16 protein-coding genes and 2 tRNA genes are annotated in these 15,737 nt (G+C 62.4%); 12 read left to right on the top strand and 6 right to left on the bottom strand.

Annotated elements, in window-relative coordinates; all coding sequences use genetic code 11:
- Positions 1 to 697: 697 nt before the first annotated feature.
- Positions 698 to 1,201, bottom strand: a complete 504-nt coding sequence (locus Q4E25_RS10330) for a hypothetical protein (RefSeq protein WP_303156795.1) — start codon at positions 1,199 to 1,201, stop codon at positions 698 to 700.
- 73 nt (positions 1,202 to 1,274) lie between these two features.
- On the opposite strand from Q4E25_RS10330, the gene Q4E25_RS10325 reads away from it, so the two are divergent.
- Entirely contained in the window at positions 1,275 to 1,598 is a 324-nt protein-coding gene (locus tag Q4E25_RS10325) for a hypothetical protein (RefSeq protein WP_303156793.1), read from the top strand.
- 746 nt (positions 1,599 to 2,344) lie between these two features.
- Here Q4E25_RS10325 and crtI read toward each other — a convergent pair.
- On the bottom strand, positions 2,345 to 3,883 hold the full coding sequence (crtI, locus tag Q4E25_RS10320; protein WP_303156791.1) for a phytoene desaturase family protein: 1,539 nt from the start codon (positions 3,881 to 3,883) through the stop codon (positions 2,345 to 2,347).
- A 29-nt stretch (positions 3,884 to 3,912) separates the two neighbouring features.
- A complete protein-coding gene (locus Q4E25_RS10315) occupies positions 3,913 to 4,767 on the bottom strand; it encodes a phytoene/squalene synthase family protein (protein WP_303156805.1) in 855 nt (284 codons plus the stop codon).
- Positions 4,768 to 4,912: 145 nt separating this feature from the next.
- On the opposite strand from Q4E25_RS10315, the gene Q4E25_RS10310 reads away from it, so the two are divergent.
- Together Q4E25_RS10310 and Q4E25_RS10305 are read left to right on the top strand one after the other, a co-directional pair.
- Positions 4,913 to 5,650 carry an ABC transporter ATP-binding protein gene (locus tag Q4E25_RS10310; protein WP_303156789.1) on the top strand — a complete coding sequence of 246 codons (738 nt, stop codon included), beginning with the start codon at positions 4,913 to 4,915 and terminating at the stop codon, positions 5,648 to 5,650.
- A gap of 24 nt (positions 5,651 to 5,674) precedes the next feature.
- Positions 5,675 to 8,221 carry an ABC transporter permease gene (locus Q4E25_RS10305; RefSeq protein ID WP_303156787.1) on the top strand — a complete coding sequence of 849 codons (2,547 nt, stop codon included), beginning with the start codon at positions 5,675 to 5,677 and terminating at the stop codon, positions 8,219 to 8,221.
- 87 nt (positions 8,222 to 8,308) lie between these two features.
- Here the strand turns inward: Q4E25_RS10305 and Q4E25_RS10300 are convergent, their stop codons facing one another.
- Together Q4E25_RS10300 and Q4E25_RS10295 are read right to left on the bottom strand one after the other, a co-directional pair.
- Positions 8,309 to 8,692 (bottom strand): CrcB family protein, encoded by a 384-nt coding sequence (locus Q4E25_RS10300; protein WP_303156785.1) that lies wholly within the window; start codon positions 8,690 to 8,692, stop codon positions 8,309 to 8,311.
- On the bottom strand, positions 8,689 to 9,021 hold the full coding sequence (locus tag Q4E25_RS10295) for a fluoride efflux transporter family protein (RefSeq protein WP_303156784.1): 333 nt from the start codon (positions 9,019 to 9,021) through the stop codon (positions 8,689 to 8,691). Before Q4E25_RS10295 ends, Q4E25_RS10300 begins: the two co-directional genes overlap by 4 nt.
- Positions 9,022 to 9,209: 188 nt before the next feature.
- Here Q4E25_RS10295 and pgm point away from each other — a divergent pair, with 188 nt between their 5' ends.
- The 6 genes from pgm (at position 9,210) to Q4E25_RS10265 (ending at position 13,394) form a co-directional block, all read left to right on the top strand.
- Positions 9,210 to 10,832 carry a phosphoglucomutase (alpha-D-glucose-1,6-bisphosphate-dependent) gene (gene pgm, locus Q4E25_RS10290; RefSeq protein ID WP_303156783.1) on the top strand — a complete coding sequence of 541 codons (1,623 nt, stop codon included), beginning with the start codon at positions 9,210 to 9,212 and terminating at the stop codon, positions 10,830 to 10,832.
- Between the two features lie 10 nt (positions 10,833 to 10,842).
- Positions 10,843 to 11,331, top strand: a complete 489-nt coding sequence (locus tag Q4E25_RS10285) for a MauE/DoxX family redox-associated membrane protein (RefSeq protein ID WP_303156782.1) — start codon at positions 10,843 to 10,845, stop codon at positions 11,329 to 11,331.
- A gap of 99 nt (positions 11,332 to 11,430) precedes the next feature.
- Positions 11,431 to 12,189, top strand: a complete 759-nt coding sequence (locus tag Q4E25_RS10280) for a thioredoxin domain-containing protein (protein ID WP_303156781.1) — start codon at positions 11,431 to 11,433, stop codon at positions 12,187 to 12,189.
- A gap of 179 nt (positions 12,190 to 12,368) precedes the next feature.
- A tRNA-Ala gene (locus tag Q4E25_RS10275) sits at positions 12,369 to 12,441 on the top strand.
- A gap of 28 nt (positions 12,442 to 12,469) precedes the next feature.
- Positions 12,470 to 12,542 (top strand) — tRNA-Ala (locus tag Q4E25_RS10270).
- Positions 12,543 to 12,659: 117 nt separating this feature from the next.
- Complete coding sequence (locus Q4E25_RS10265; protein WP_303156779.1) at positions 12,660 to 13,394, top strand: fructosamine kinase family protein; 735 nt, start codon at positions 12,660 to 12,662, stop codon at positions 13,392 to 13,394.
- On the opposite strand, the gene nadE is transcribed toward Q4E25_RS10265, so the two are convergent.
- Entirely contained in the window at positions 13,391 to 14,242 is an 852-nt protein-coding gene (nadE, locus tag Q4E25_RS10260) for an ammonia-dependent NAD(+) synthetase (protein WP_303156803.1), read from the bottom strand. The two genes, Q4E25_RS10265 and nadE, sit on opposite strands and share 4 nt — an antisense overlap.
- Before the next feature lie 126 nt (positions 14,243 to 14,368).
- On the opposite strand from nadE, the gene ykgO reads away from it, so the two are divergent.
- From ykgO to nrdI, 3 genes are all read left to right on the top strand, one after another.
- Positions 14,369 to 14,491, top strand: a complete 123-nt coding sequence (ykgO, locus tag Q4E25_RS10255; protein ID WP_003847162.1) for a type B 50S ribosomal protein L36 — start codon at positions 14,369 to 14,371, stop codon at positions 14,489 to 14,491.
- Between the two features lie 531 nt (positions 14,492 to 15,022).
- A complete protein-coding gene (gene nrdH, locus Q4E25_RS10250) occupies positions 15,023 to 15,262 on the top strand; it encodes a glutaredoxin-like protein NrdH (protein ID WP_303156775.1) in 240 nt (79 codons plus the stop codon).
- A gap of 5 nt (positions 15,263 to 15,267) precedes the next feature.
- Complete coding sequence (nrdI, locus tag Q4E25_RS10245; protein ID WP_303156773.1) at positions 15,268 to 15,696, top strand: class Ib ribonucleoside-diphosphate reductase assembly flavoprotein NrdI; 429 nt, start codon at positions 15,268 to 15,270, stop codon at positions 15,694 to 15,696.
- Positions 15,697 to 15,737 lie beyond the last annotated feature (41 nt).

Genomic DNA, 15,737 nt, shown 5'->3' with positions numbered 1-15,737 from the left:
CACAACTAATCACCAAGATTCGAAACCAGATACACCACTACCCAGGACTTGACCAATGCAGAGGGCATCCCTGAGTATAAATCTGTGATGTCTCGTAGGTTATTGGACTCGGAGTCTGGTGATTTTTTGACGTGATGTCTACTAACTTTTTGGACTCGGTGAGTCCAGAATTTTGGGATGGCAATTCCATCCCATCTCAGAAAGAAGATCGCTGATTTTGATCCCGTCCGCGACGGGGCACAGTCAAGCAGTTCTACAAAGACAACGGTATTTCCAGGCAGACGTACCTGAATATCAAAAAGCGCATCGCCGAGCGTGGTCGAGCCGGCATTCTGCCTGACAGTACGGCGCCTAAGAACCCCAGCAGACGCCACAGCGATGACAACAAGGCGCTTGGTTATCGATGCGCGAGGTGTTTTGAAAGCACAAGGCCGTGACTACGGGCCCTGGTCGATTTATTACTACCTCATCGATGAGGCCAAATCAACATCGGCTATGTGCAAGGCCACTGGCACCGCCAGCCACCGCAGATCAAACCCGAGCTATCCCGGCCACGCCCATCACGCAAAAAGCGAAGCTAACCCAACAACACTAGAAAAAGTCCAAAAACACCATGGACTCCCAGTCCAAAAAGTCACTGGACTCCGAGTCCAATATGTTCATGGACATAACACCCTGAGTATAAATCCTACGGTTACTAGCACTGTGTTGAGACGAACACGCCTGCCCCCAAATGCCCTACACTAAGAGCAGCACGGGTTGCTGGATGAAGCTTAGCTACATTTTTCGCCACCTTCAGTGCTTTTACCCAAGTGGCTTCATGTCCGCTGACAACAGCCGCAGTCGCAGCGTTACACAGGTAGACTCTCCAGTCGGTAACGATTCCACGTGCTCGGGTTGCCGTATCCGGCCCGTATTCACCCTGTTCTTCAAAGCCGAGCACCTCATTACGATTCAAAACAGTCACTCCATTTGGGTTATTAATGGTGATCGTGTTTGCCACAGTATCTTCTACCAATGTCGTAACACCATCAGGGCCACTGATTGTTGTCACATTTCCTTCTGTAGTGATAGTGGTTTCTTCGACATTCGCACCGGCTTTTTCGGTAGTTCCCATTGTCGATTCGGCAGCCCCAGCCGACTGAGCCCCTCCGAACGCAATGCTCAGAGCGAGCACAAATCCCGTTACCTTCTTTTTCATTGGATAGACCTCGCCTTTCGAGTAGAGTTGAAGGGAGGTTCACTATCAAACCATATTTTGGAGTGCTTTTCTGATGAGCCGTTTGATTGGCTTTGCCGGGATTGCCGTGCTGGTGGTTTCGGGAGTCTTTGCTTTACTCGGTTACACAAACATCTCGTATATTTTTCTAGCCTTTGCCGCTATTGATCTCATAGTTGCCGTGATCTATCAGCCTGACGAATCCAATGACAGAAGAGCTAAACAGTTGAAGGTAGTTAGCTGCTCAGCCATACTCCTCGGCACACTTTTTATCTATATAACAGGTTCTTGGATAGGTATCATCGCAATATTCTCTGGGATAATAGATCTCATGTCCGGAAAATTTTCAATACTCAAAAAAGAGCCGCAGAAACGGTAGAGTTGTTGATTCTAATGCAAAATGCTGGCAGCCAATGATTGACCTCAAACAGGTGGGTACTTTCGTTCCTTTTCTGTTCTTCTAGATCGTTCGTTCGAAAGTGCTTCTACCGTTGTCTGATTCTTAGGTTCGGCTATGTGCCACGAAGCGGGGACCTGTCCCCTGTTTGGTAGATTACCTTTTCTTCCAGCCCGACTGGGTTGGATATCAGGCGTCCACCAAAGAAGGGGGCAGGCCGCCTTCCGCATAACTAAGGCCCAAACCCCACTGTACGGGTGTAAAACAATGGCCGAATCTATCTTTTTTACACGTAGCTTCCAGCCTGCATGCCTTAACGCTTCTTTGCTTCTCGTGGGGTTGCCTGCAAATCCTGGACTCGTAGTGGAGCTACCTAGTGGTTTGGCAGCTATTTCTTTTCTGCTGGTGTTTAGGCTGGGTGTGGTTCTCAAAATCGCTGGGTCGCCCAGTGCTGACGGTCGTAGGCTCGGGGGGCTGCGGAGGTGCCGCAGACACCACCGCAAAAAGGCAGGGTAAAGCCAAGGCTAGGGAGAGCTGCGGTAGCAGCCCAGGGGCGCCTATTGACAACGCACTGAAAACGGAAAAGCTCGATTTAGACCACGAAGGCATATATGCGCTCGTCCGTTAAAGGCGGCATGTTAAAGGCACGGCCAAGAATCCGGCAGGCAAGTCGCCTCCGGACGGGAGGGGCGCAGCTGGTCTCGGCGCTACAACAACCGCCGAAGCAACTAGGCCTCGGGCAAGAAGCCGCGCTCGCGCATGCGGGTGAGCACGTTGTGGGCCGAGATGAGGCACATGGGCACGCCCACGCCCGGGACGGTGGTGCCGCCGGCGTAGTAGAGATTGTCCACCTTGCGTGAGACGTTGCGGCCCCGCAGGAAGGCGGACTGCCGCAGCGTGTGCGCCGGGCCCACGGCGCCGCCGGACCACGAGTTGTAGCGCTGCGCGAAATCGCTGGGCCCTAGTGTCCGCTGCACCACGATGCGCTGCGCAAAGTCCTCGATTCCCAGCCACTGGCCAATCTGTGCGATGGCCGCCTGCGCAATGGCAGAAACGCGCGGGCAGGCCGCGCTACGGTAGGCGTCGCCGTGACCAAAGGACTCCTCCGCCGGCACCGGGATGAGCACGAAGAGATTCTCGTGGCCTTTCGGGGCTACCTGCGCATCCGTGGCTGAGGTTTTCGAGATGTAGATCGACTCCGAAGCCCCCAACGGCCGCGTGGGCTCCGGGCCGCGGTAGACCGCCTGGAAGTCCGGGGTCCAGTCCTTGCTAAACAGCAGCGTGTGGTGAGCCAGCTGCGGAAGCTTCCCGCGCACACCCAGCAGCACAAGCACCGTTCCCAGTCCCGGGTCCCTGCCGGCAAAGTAGCGCTCCGGGTAGCTGCGGGCCTTCGGGGGCAACAGTGCGGTCTCAGTGTGGTGGAGATCGGCGGCGGAGATGAGGGCGTCGGCAAGCAGGGTGCGCGGGCCAGAAGGCGTGGCCACCGTAACGCCGGTGGCGTGGCCGTCCGTGACATCGATGGAGGTGACCTCAGTATCGAGGAGGAACTTTGCGTCCCCGGCCTGGCGGGCGATGGCCTCCACCACGGCCTTGAAGCCGCCCTGGGGGTAGCGCACGCCTTCCACGAGGTCCGTGTGGCTCATGAGCGAGTAGAGCGCCGGGGCTCGCTGCGGCTCCGTCGAAAGAAAAACCGCCGGATAGGTGAGCACCTGCCGCAGCCGGTAATCAGTAAACTGCGCGGCCACGTGGGCGTCGAGGGAGCGCACTAGGAGCAGCGCCAGGGTGCGCAGCCGCGCCAGCACCTCGGCGCTGAGCAGCTCCACGGGCCGGGAGAACGTGGTGTAGAGGAAGTTTCGCAGCGCAATGCCGTAGGCCTCGCTGGCTTGGCTCAGGTACGCGCGCACCCGCTGGCCGGCGCCGGGCTCAATGGACTCAAAGAGCGCGGCGACGTTCTCCACGCCGGTATGGACGTCGATGTGCTCGCCGTCTTCGTTGTAGACGCGGTAGGCCGGGCTGAGATCCACCAGCTCGAGCTCGGCGGCGGTCGAGGTGCCGCAGGCGCGGAAGAACTCGTCAAAGGCCTCCGGCATGAGGTACCACGAGGGGCCGGTGTCGAAGCGGAAGCCCTCGACCTCCAGGGAGCCCGCGCGCCCGCCGAGCTCTGGCAGCTTGTCGATGACCGTGACACGCAGCCCCTCACGCGTGAGCAAGGCCGCGGTGGCCAGCCCGGCTATCCCGGCTCCGATGACGATGACGTGCTTGCTCACAACAGGGCTCCTTGGGTCTAGTGGCAGGTTTAGAACAGAGCCTCCGCCGCGGCCCGGGCCACGACATAGGACTTACGCGCGGGCGGGACGGAGACACGCTTTCGCATGATCTCGGCGGCGGGGGTGGCCTCGAGGATGTCGGTGAGCTCGCTAAACAGCGCGGTGGCGGCTGCGACGCCGAGACGCGAGCCGCGGGGCAGCTGCTGCGTGGCGCGGCGTGCCGCGTCAAGGTCGGCGCGGATCTCGGCGATGAGCTTGTTCTTGGTGGTCTCGTCGAGGCCGCGCGCGGCATCCAGGCCGGGGAAGTAAGTGCGGCCAAGGCGGGCGGTGTCCTCGTGCAGATCCCGCAGGAAGTTGATCTTCTGGAAGGCCGCGCCGAGGCGCTGCGCGCCCTCCTCCAAGCTTGCCGGGTGGGACCGGCCGGAGTAGAAGGCGTCCAGGCACAGCAGGCCGATGACCTCAGCGGAGCCGTAGACATAGGCCGCGAAGGATTCCTCGGTGTGCTGGGACTGCGTGAGATCCCGGCGCATGGAGGCAAAGAAGGCCTTGAGGTGCTCGTCGCGGAAGCCGCAGCGCCGAGCCGAGAGCGCGAAGGCGTGCAGGACCGGATCGGGGTGGAAGCGCTGCTGGGTGGCGCAACGCACAGCATCTTCGTAGGAATCTAACAGCCCGGCGGCCTCGGCGGGATCGAGGCCGGAATCCACGATCTCATCCGCGGTGCGCACCATGGCGTAAAGATTGCGAATATCGGTGCGCACGGGGGCGTGAAGAAGCTGCGTGGCCAGCGAAAAGCTGGTGGAGTAGTGCCGCATGATCTGTGCTGCGGCCGCGCAGCTGCTGCGGTCATAGCGCTCTAAGGGGCTTAGCCTTGATGCCCTAACCATGGCCCACACAGCCGGTAGCAGGGACGAAAGTGAAGGCACACATGGGCCAAATTTTAGACCATGGCCTACTGTGCTTCGGCATGGGCCGCTAGGGTAGTGGGGATAGTTTTGTTCACAACCACAGCAATCTCAGGAGAACTCTGAAATGACCCCAACGACCAACGCTGCGGCCCGCGCCGTCGAGCTCTTCAAGCAATACGGGCAGGGCGATACCGCAGTGACCGCGTTGGACCACGTCAACGTCGAATTCGAGCGCAACAAGTTCACCGCCATCATGGGGCCCTCCGGCTCCGGCAAGTCCACCCTCATGCACACCATGGCCGGCCTGGACTCCGCGACCTCCGGTTCGGCATTCATCGGTGATACCGACATGTCCCAGCTGGGGGATAAGGAAATCACCGCGCTGCGCCGCGACCGCCTGGGTTTCATCTTCCAGTCCTTCAACCTGGTGCCCACGCTCACGGCCGCGGAGAACATTACGCTGCCGATGGACATTGCGGGCAAGGACGTGGACAAGCAGTGGTTCGAGGAGGTCACCCAGCGCCTGGGCCTGGCCGAGCGCCTCAGCCACCGTCCTGCGGAGCTCTCCGGCGGCCAGCAGCAGCGCGTGGCCTGCGCCCGCGCCCTGGTGGCGCGCCCGGAAATCATTTTCGGTGACGAGCCCACCGGCAACCTGGACTCCAACTCCTCGGCGGAGGTCTTGAGCATTCTGCGCACCGCCGTGGACCAGGATGATCAGACCGTGGTGATTGTCACCCACGACGCCAAAGCGGCCTCCTATGCTGACCGCGTGATCTTCCTCGCGGACGGCAAGCTGGTCAACGAATTGCAGGATCCCACCATGGAAGCCATCCACGCTGTGATGGCGGAGATCGAAGGCTAAAGGATCGAAGGCTAAAGGGAACTCATGGCTTCAACCAACACTATGCGCAAGGTGTCCTTGCGCAACATCGTCGCGCACAAGCTGCGCCTGACCCTCACGCTGCTGGCCGTGGTGCTGGGCACCGCGTTTATCGCCGGCTCGCTCATGTTCACCAACTCGCTGTCGAGCACCTTTGACTCCGCGGTGAGCAACGCCTACACGGGCGTCGACGCGGGCGTGCACCGCAAGGACGACGGCCCCATTCTCGATGAGAAGCTGCGCGAAGAGCTGGCTAACGACGACCTCGTGGGCAACGTCAACATCGAGAGCTCCCAGACCGTCGTGGTGGCCAACGACAAGTCCGAGGCCTACCAAACCGCCGGCGGCACAGCCAGCGTGACCCCGTATTACACCCCGGATCAGATGGTGGGTGAGCCCAGCGAGCTCATCGAGGGCTCCGAGCCGCAGGGCCCGGAGGAAGTGGTCATCAACGATTCCGCCGCGGAGAAGTTCGGCATCGGCCTGGGTCAGAAGCTCATCGTGGTCCACCCGGACCACAGGGATGAGGTCACCGTGGTGGGCGTCGTCAAGCCTGCGGTGGATCAGGGCCCCAGCATTGTGCTGCAGATGGACCACGCGGGATTTACTGAGCGCTACGGCAACTCGGATGCGCTCAAGGTCTCCGCGGCCGAGGGCGTGGATGAGAACCAGCTGGTGGATCACCTCAACGAGACCTACCCGGTCAAGGCCGAGTCCGGCCAGAAGCTCGCCGACGAGCTTTCCGACGCCGTCGGCTCCGCCCTCAAGTTTGTCAACTACTTCCTCATCGCCTTCGGCCTCATCGCGCTGCTGGTGGGCACCTTCATCATTGCCAATACCTTCTCCATGATCGTCGCGCAGCGCACCAAGGAGTTTGCGCTGCTGCGCGCGCTGGGTGCCTCGCGCCGCCAGATCACCCGCTCGGTGCTCACTGAGTCCTTCATCGTGGGGCTCATCGGCTCCGCGGTGGGCGTGCTGGCCGGTGTGGGCCTGGTGGCCATCATCAAGGCGGTGTTCAACCGCCAGGGCATGACCATCGAGGGCGGCTTGGGCTTGAGCGTGTCCGCGGTGCTGGTGCCGATTGTGCTGGGCACCGTGGTCACCATGGTCTCTGCTTGGGCGCCGGCGCGGCGCGCGGGCCAGGTCAAGCCGGTGGAGGCCATGCGCACCACCGAGGCCGCGGCCGGTTCTTCCCTGCTGGTGCGCACCGTGCTGGGTGCGATCCTCGGCGTGGGCGGCATCATCTTCGCCGCGCTGGGTGTCATCATCGATACCAAGACGGGTATCCGCGCCAGCCTCGTCGGCCTGGGTGCGGTCAACCTCATCCTGGGCTTCTTCCTGGCCGGCCCGGCGCTGTCTATTCCTATTGTTCCGACCCTGGGTCGCATCATCGGCGCGCCCTTCGGGGCGGTGGGCCGCCTGGCCGCGACGAACTCCCGGCGCAACCCGCGCCGCACCGCCGCCACGGCCTTCGCGCTGACGCTGGGCGTGGCTCTGGTGACGGCCATCGGCATGCTGGGCGCGACCATGAAGACCTCCGTGGCCGACACCCTGGAGCAGGACATCCGCGCGGACTACATGCTCACCGGCCCGCAGTCGGGCAACTTCCCCACACCCAATGAGACCGCCGATCTCGCCCGCGATGCCGAGGGAGCCGGCGAGGTGGTAGCGCTGTCCATCGCGCCGGTGACGGTGGGCGGGCAGTCCTCGGTCAACTACGGCCCGCAGATGCAGCTCAGTGAGATCATCGACGGAAACGCCGGGGATCTCTTCAACCTGGAGATGCGCGAGGGCGAGGCCAATACTGGCGATGCCCCCGGCTTCATCGCGGACGCCACCTTGGCCGAGGAGCAAGGCTGGACCGTGGGCGAGAAGTACCCGCTCGCCGGCCCGGTGCCGGGCAAGACGGTGGAGGCCGAACTCATCGGCATCTACGAGCCGCTGCAGCTGCTGCCGAAGCTGGCGGTGTCCAAGTCCGTGGCGGCTGAGATCGTTCCGGACAGCGCCTTCGACATCCAGATGGTCGGCGTCAACGCCCAGGAGGGTTACGACCTGGAGAAGCTGCGCTCGAACCTCATCGAGGCGGTCAAGTCCTTGGTGGTGGTCCAGGTGGTCTCCGGCGAGGAGTTCGCCGGCCAGGCCGCGGGCATGATCAACCAGATGCTCTCCATCCTCTACGCGCTGCTGGCGCTGGCGGTGATCATCGCCATCCTGGGCATTGTCAACACCCTGACGCTGGGCGTGATTGAGCGCCGCCAGGAGATCGGCATGCTGCGCGCGGTGGGTACCTTCCGCCGCCAGATCCGCGCCATGATCACCCTGGAGTCCGTGCAGATCGCGCTCTTCGGCGCGGTGATGGGCATGCTCATGGGCCTGGGCCTGGGCTGGGCCTTCATCGAGGTGCTCGCCGGGGAGGGCCTGGACAGCGCCACCGTCCCGTGGAGCCAGCTGCTCATCATGCTGGTGGGCGCGGCACTGGTGGGCGTGCTCGCCGCCATCTGGCCGGCGCAGCGGGCCTCCAAGACGCCGCCGCTGGACGCCATCGCGGACTAGCCCCGCTCCCGCGAATCGGCCCCGCTCCCGCAACGGGCCCCGCCCCGCGCACGCGGGGCGCAGCGGGGCACGCCGTGGGCCGGGCGGCTAGACAAAGAAGCTGGCCGCCCACGCCCCGCGCCAGGCCAGCACGATGCCCAGGCCGAGAGTCCAGAAGGCGTAGCTCGCCAGGCGCGTGTACCTGCGCTGTCTCAGCATCTCTCCCAGCTCCTTGGCCAGGGTGGACCAGGTGGACATGCCGCCGGCAAAACCGATGACGACGAGCGCTTCGAAGGCCCCCGCCCACAGGTCCGGCCGGCCCTCCAAGAGGCCCCAGGCCACGCCGATGCTGGCCGAGCCCACCATGTTGGCCGCAAAGGTGCAGGCCGGGGCCGGCAGGATGGTGCTGAACCAGTAGCGGCCCGCCCCGCCCACGAAGGCGCCGAGGCCCACGCAGGCCACGGCCCACAGAACTTCCAGGACGCTGCTCATGCGGCCCTCCTGCGCTCCGCGGACACGCTGCCCAGCAGGTAAGCCCCCACGCAGCCCACGAGGGTGGCCAGCACGTATCCGGCGGCCATCGCCCCCGTCATGCCCGAGGTGAGGTAGGCAAAGGTGGCAAAGCTTGTAAAACCGCCGAGTACGCCCGTGCCCCAGAAGGGCGTGGGCTTGAAGTAGCCCATGAGCGCGCTGCCGAGCACGTTGATGATAAGCAGCGGGAGGACGCTGCCCAGCCCCAGGGCGCCGAGGGCGGCGGCAAGCAGGTAGCGCGCTATCGCGCCACAGGCGGCGCCGGCACCAACGACGAAGAATGAGGGCATGCCCCACAGCGTACTGCGGGACGCGTGCCGGCCAGCACACAGGCCCCACACCCCCAGGCGGGGGAAGAATCCCGCTGCGAAAAGCCTGCGCGCAGGGCAAGCTAGGAAAGGGAGGAAGCACCTCGCCGTGCTTCCGGAATCTTTCCTCCCCGTCCGCAACCGCATCCGCTACCAAGGAGTCTCCCGCCATGGCACACGAGCGCGCAGGCCAGCCCACCCAGCCCTCCGATCTCATCGACATCGCCGAGCTCGTCACCGCGTACTACACGCGCGTTCCCGACGCCGATAACCCGGATCAGGCCGTAAGCTTTGGCACCTCCGGCCACCGCGGCTCGGCGCTGGACACCGCCTTCAACGAGGCGCACATCCTGGCCATCACCCAGGCCATCGTGGACTACCGCGCCCAGCAAGGCACCACCGGCGCCATCTTCATCGGCCGCGATACCCACGCGCTGTCCGAGCCGGCCATGGTCTCTGCCCTCGAGGTGCTGCTGGCCAACGAGCTGGAGGTGCGCGTCGATGACCGCGGCCGCTACACGCCCACCCCGGCGGTCTCCCACGCCATCCTCACCAACCCGGGCACCGACGGCATCGTCATCACCCCCTCGCACAACCCGCCGCGCGACGGCGGGTTCAAGTACAACCCGCCCACGGGCGGGCCGGCGGATACCGAGGCCACCGAGTGGATCGCCGCGCGTGCCAACGACTACCTGCGCGCCGGGCTGGAGGGGGTCAAGCGCGTGCCCGTCGAGGGTGTGCTGGATGCTCGCTGCGTGCAGCACAACTACGTGGGCAACTACGTGGCGGATCTGGAAAACGTGGTGGACATGCAGGCCATCAAGGACTCCGGGCTGCGCATCGGCGCCGACCCCATGGGTGGGGCCTCCGTGGATTACTGGGCGGCGATTGCCGAGCACTACGGGCTCAACCTCAGCGTGGTCAACCCGCAGGTGGACGGCACCTTCCGCTTCATGACGCTCGATACCGACGGCAAAATCCGCATGGACTGCTCCTCCCCGGACGCGATGGCCTCCCTGGTGGCCAACCGTGAGAAGTACGATCTGGCCACCGGCAACGACGCCGACGCCGACCGTCATGGCATCGTCACCCCGGACGCCGGCCTGATGAACCCCAACCATTACCTGGCCGTGGCCATCGAGTACCTCTTTAGCCACCGCCCCCACTGGGGTAACGCCGGCGTGGGCAAGACCCTGGTCTCCTCCTCCATGATCGACCGCGTGGTGGCGCAGCTGGGCCGCGAACTGGTGGAGGTTCCGGTGGGCTTCAAGTGGTTCGTGCCCGGGCTTCTCGATGGCTCCCTGGGCTTCGGCGGCGAGGAATCCGCCGGCGCGTCCTTCCTGCGCTTCGACGGCAGCGTGTGGTCCACGGACAAGGACGGCATCATCATGGATCTGCTGGCCGCGGAGATCACCGCGGTGACCGGCAAGACCCCCTCCCAGCGCTACGCGGAGCTGGCGGAGCAGTTCGGCGCGCCTGCCTACTCGCGCATCGACGCCCCCGCCACCCGCGAGCAGAAGGCGATTCTTAAGAAGCTATCCCCGGAGCAGGTCACAGCCTCGGAGCTGGCGGGCGAGCCGATTGTGGCCAAGCTGACCGAGGCCCCCGGCAACGGTGCCGCCATCGGCGGGCTCAAGGTGTGCACTGAGAACGCGTGGTTCGCGGCGCGTCCTTCCGGCACGGAGGACAAGTACAAGATTTACGCCGAGTCCTTCCTGGGGGAGGAGCACGTCCAGCACGTTCACACTGAGGCCCAAGCCATAGTTTCACACGTGCTGGAGCTTGAACGCTAAACTAAACCGGGTGACGAACAAGGTAAGCCCCAAAGCAAAACCCACGCTGAATAAGGCGCTGATTCTCGATATCATCAGCGCCTTTGCGCGCTTCTACATGGCCTATATCTGGATCAAGGCGGGTGCCTCCAAGCTCGGAGAAAACCTCTCTGTGATGCAGAGCATCAGTGCTTATGAGATTTTCACACCGGAGTGGTCAACTTACTTGTCCTATCTCATTGGTCCGTTGGAAGTCTGCGGAGGCCTATTGCTACTGCTGGGTCTCTTCCTGCGACCCTCGGCAGCGGTTGGCACAGGCGTGCTCGTACTCTTTATGATCGGTATTGGTCAGGCGTGGCTGCGTGGATTGGGCATCGATTGCGGCTGCTTCAGTGTTAACCCCGATGAGGAGGCCCAAGTCATGAACTACATGATGACGCTGGCCCGGGACGTGTTCTACGTCTTCCTCATGGTGTGGACCTTTAAGCGTCCTTTCACCAAATTCGCACTCCATCCCTAAGATGCTGGTAGCCCGCGCCATGCTGTTGTCATGTACGCTAATGCGCTGTTGGCAAGGTTGACACAACTGATACGAGTCGAGGTTTAAGAATTGAGTAAGGTGCAAAACCCTAACGCCAAGGGAAATAGTGGCTTCCTGTGGGGGGTCGGCGTACTTTTGGTCATCATCGCGGTGGTTATCGCGTACATCGTTTTTACTCAGAAGGATGCGAAGTCGGACAAGATTGCGGAATCGGCTGTCGACGTCACTCTGACCGTGAGCCGTGGCGATGACGGCGTGGTCACACTCAAGGGAGAAAACGCCAAGGCTGATGTTCCTGAGGTCGACCTCTATGAGGACTTCTCCTGTCCGCACTGCGCTGAGCTTGCGGAGGGAAGTGACGAGCCGATGAAGCAAGCCGTTGAGAAAGGTGAGCTCATTGTCAACGTCCATCCGTTAAACTTCCTCGATCTTCGCGGACAGGATTTGGACGCCTACCTTGCCGATAAGAGCATCAAGCTGGATGGTCATTCTTCGACGTCTGTGTCCGCTTTGGACATCCTCGCGGAAGCAGGCGATGCTCAGGCTTACTGGAACCTACGTGCTTACCTGTTTGAAAATCAGCAGACTATCAGCACGTGGGATTTTGAACAGTTTGCGGAAGCGGCCAAGGGCTTCGGAGCTTCTGACGACTCGGTGAAGGCGATTTCTAAGGCGACCGTTGATGCGGGTAACGATATTGGCCGCGCTAATGCCAAGAAGCTGAAGGAAGAAACAGGCTCTGTATCTTCACCGCGCGTCATTCAAGATGGCAAGGATTTGGAGAAGCCCGAGGACGTACCGGTGAATGAATGGAATTGGGTAGAGCAAGTTCTCTAGAATCCGTAGCCTTCAATTTCGCACGGCCCGCAAGGATGTCGTTCATAAGCCAGGCTGCTAGGTAGGGCCTTTGCCTATTTTGGAGGCGTCAATACACCCGCCGAACACGCGATTTGGTCACGCACTAGCGGCAGGATATATTTAAACGAGTTGCAATCAAGAGGTTGCACCTCGTTCAAGGGGCTATGGCGCAGCTGGTAGCGCACCACACTGGCAGTGTGGGGGTCACGGGTTCGAATCCCGTTAGCTCCACTGAAAAACTGAATACATACCTTTATATGGGGCTATGGCGCAGCTGGTAGCGCACCACACTGGCAGTGTGGGGGTCACGGGTTCGAATCCCGTTAGCTCCACAACGTTGAGAGCACTCGGCGGTTTCTGTTTTAGCAGGAGCCGCCGAGTGCTTTTCTGATCTGTGTCCAAGACCCACGCGTCTGTGTCCGCTACACGCGCACGCTAGTCTGGGCTGCATGGAGGTCTACACCAAGCACGTCACTCATCCAGACCAAGCAGGAGCCGAGGCCGCGGGCTTGCGCTGGCTGGCCCAGGCCAACCCGGAGGTGGTGGCTGAGGTCGCCGGGGTGGGGGAGAACTCCATCAGCACCCGCCGCGTGCGCCAAGCCCCGCCCAGCCCCGAGGCGGCCTTCGCCTTCGGCCGGGCCCTGCGCCAGGTTCATGAGGCCGGGGCAGAGGCCTTCGGCGCCCCGCCGGCCGGTTGGTCGGGTGCCAACTACATCGGCCGCATCGAGCAGGAATGCACGCCCACCGAGAGCTGGGGCGAGTTCTACGTCCAGCAGCGCGTGCTGCCCTTTGCTGAGGCCGCACCCCTGCCACAGGAGGTGCGCAGCGTGGTGCAGCGCGCCGCCGAGGCCATTCAGGGGACCGACTGGGATGTGGCACCTGCGCGCATTCATGGTGATCTCTGGGCGGGCAACGTCCTCTTCACAGAGCGCACAGCCGTCATGATTGACCCCGCCGCCCACGGCGGCCACCCGCACACGGATCTTGGGATGCTCGAGCTCTTCGGCACCCCGTACTTCTCCGAGATTCTGCGCGGCTACGGCGCCGCTGAAAAAGCCACGCGCTGGCTGCCCATGCATCAACTGCACCCCTTGGCCGTTCATGCGCTCACGCACGGGCCTGCGTATTACGCCCCGCTTGGCGACGCCGCCCAGGCCACCCTCCACGCCCTGGGGCGCTCTTAGCCGCGGTAGGTGTGCGGGCCCTGCGGCATGACGCGCTTGTGCCCGCCGCGGCGCCAGAGTTCTTCGATGCGCTCGCGGGCCGCAGTGGGGACCTCCTTGCCCTCGAGGTAGTCATCGATGTGGGCGTAGGTCACGCCGAGCGCTTCTTCGTCTGCCAGCTGCGGGCGGTCGTCCTCGAGATCCGCGGTGGGGACCTTGCGCCACGTGGACTCCGGAGCACCCAGCTCCTGCAGCAGGGCCGCGCCCTGGCGCTTGTTGAGCCCCTCGAGTGGAAGCAGATCGGCGGCGCCGTCGCCCCACTTGGTGAAGAAGCCTGCGAGATTCTCTGCTGCGTGGTCGGTGCCGATGACCAATGCGCCCAGCTCGCCGGCGATGGCGTACTGCGCGGTCATGCGCAGGCGGGCCTTGACGTTGCCGCGGTTGAAGTCGCCGAGGACGTGGTCAGGGAGGGTGCCGTCAGGCAGCGCGGCAGCCACTGCACTGCTTACAGCGGCGGTTGCCTCCGCGATGTTGACGGTGAGGCGGTGATCCGGTTGGATGAAGTCGAGGGCAATCTGTGCGTCATCCTCGTCAGCCTGCACACCGTGGGGCAGGCGCACCGCCCAGAACTGTGCGCCCTCCACGCGATCGACGGCGAGCTGTGCTAGCTTGCCAGCTAGGGTGGAATCCTGGCCCCCGGAGATTCCTAGCACGAAGCCCCTCGCGCAGGTAGCGCGCAGGTACGCGGCCAGAAAGTCCACGCGCGCGGCTATTTCTGCAGCGGTGTCGATGCTGGGCTTTACCCCAAGAGAGTCGATGATGTGGCGTTGGAGCTGTGCTGATTCGGAATCGTGAGACATGGGGTCAATGGTAGCGTTTTGGTTCTCAGGCGCGCGTGGGGTAATATTTTTCCTCGTGTCATGGCCGAGCCCTTGCTTGGCCTTGCTTTAAGTATTCAACCGCATGAAGTTTGCGCATAACGAAAGGAGCGCCCGATGAAGGTTCGCAAGTCGCTTCGGTCGCTGAAGAAGAAGCCGGGCGCCCAGGTTATTCGCCGCCACGGTAAGGTCTTCGTGATCAACAAGAAGGATCCGCGCTTCAAGGCTCGCCAGGGCTAAGCCGGATTATCAGATCGCCCCAGGGACGCATGTCCCTCGGGGCGATTTTTCTTTCTCTAGGTCGCCCGCCTGGCGGCGAGTTGGCGTTGGTGTCTGAACTGGCCCTCTAGCTCGAACTGGCGGCCCTATACGTCTGGTTATAGATACATTAGTGGCGGATTTGTGATATTGCACACAGTTTTCCGGCAATCTCCTGCAAATCCGCAGGCGGGCGCCCGACGGCGGGGTGGGTGGCATGCAGGGAAATTCTTACCCAAGGGCAATATGTGGGGTGTGGGAGAATCCCATCCTGGGAATATCACCAATGTAACTACTAGATGTAGTGTCAGTTGCGGGGTCGTGGCACAAAGTATAGTGTCGTTGTTGTTGTTCAGGCGGGCTCCAAAAAGCCTGTGAGACCTCGGGTTTAGCTCCACGGGGCTAGCCTCACGGTCTCCGCCTGAGGTCACGGTGAAATCTCACTGTGAACGTCGCGGTGAATCCTCACCGTGAAAACCTGCGAAAGCACACAGCAATTAAAGGAACAGTCACATGAGCATCACTCTGTACACCAAGCCCGCCTGCGTCCAGTGCAACGCCACCAAGAAGGCCCTCGACCGCGCCGGCCTGTCCTACTCCACCGTGGATATCTCCATTGATGATGAAGCCCGCGACTACGTCATGGCCCTGGGCTACGTCCAGGCGCCCGTCGTCGAGGTGGATGGCGAGCACTGGTCCGGCTTCCGCCCGGAGCGCATCAAGGCCCTCTCCGCGGTCGTGGCATCGGCGTAAAAGACATGTTGGTTGTGTATTTTTCCTCCGCAACGGAAAATACCCACCGCTTCGTTGAAAAGCTGGGTCTGCCAAGCGCGCGCATTCCGCTGCGCTTGAGTGATGAACCGTTGACAGTGAACGAACCCTACGTTCTCATCTGCCCCACCTACGGAGGAGGGGCCTCCATTAGCCACCAGAATTCCCGCCCGGTTCCCCGGCAGGTGATTCGCTTCCTCAACGATGAGCACAACCGCAGCTTCATCCGCGCGGTGATTTCCAGTGGCAACAGCAACTTTGGCGGGGACTTCGGCTTGGCCGGCGACGTCATCTCCGCCAAGTGTAAAGTTCCTTACGTGTACCGCTTTGAGCTCATGGGTACCGATGATGACGTCAGAATCTGCCGCGAGGGCCTGCAATCCAACGCTGATGCCCTCGGACTCAAAGCGGCCTAGGATGTCTTGGGAGACGTCCTAGTGCCGCTTCCTGCGGTGGG

The sequence above is a fragment of the Corynebacterium sp. genome (assembly GCF_030532325.1).
In the GTDB taxonomy this organism is placed as follows: Bacteria; Actinomycetota; Actinomycetes; order Mycobacteriales; family Mycobacteriaceae; genus Corynebacterium.
The sequence above is the reverse complement of the archived record's forward strand: the minus strand, read 5'-3'. Positions and strand labels throughout refer to the sequence as shown.